Consider the following 255-nt stretch of genomic DNA (forward strand, 5'->3'; position numbering starts at 1 on the left):
CTCTGGTGTTCCGGTTGTCACGCCAGTGGCATTGCCGGGTAGCTATGTTCGGAATAGATAACCGCTGAAAGCATCTAAGCGGGAAACTAGCCTCAAGATGAGATCTCACTGGGAACTTGATTCCCCTGAAGGGCCGTCGAAGACTACGACGTTGATAGGTCGGGTGTGTAAGCGCTGTGAGGCGTTGAGCTAACCGATACTAATTGCCCGTGAGGCTTGACCATATAACACCCAAACAATTTGCGTGTTGTACGG

General features: G+C 51.4%; 1 rRNA gene. It reads left to right on the top strand.

The window, feature by feature from the left end:
* Nucleotides 1-224 (top strand): 23S ribosomal RNA (locus L6D89_RS32535); the annotation flags it as partial.
* Nucleotides 225-255: the final 31 nt, after the last annotated feature.

The organism is Pseudomonas pseudonitroreducens (genome assembly GCF_021603645.1).
Taxonomy (GTDB): Bacteria; Pseudomonadota; Gammaproteobacteria; order Pseudomonadales; family Pseudomonadaceae; genus Pseudomonas; species Pseudomonas pseudonitroreducens.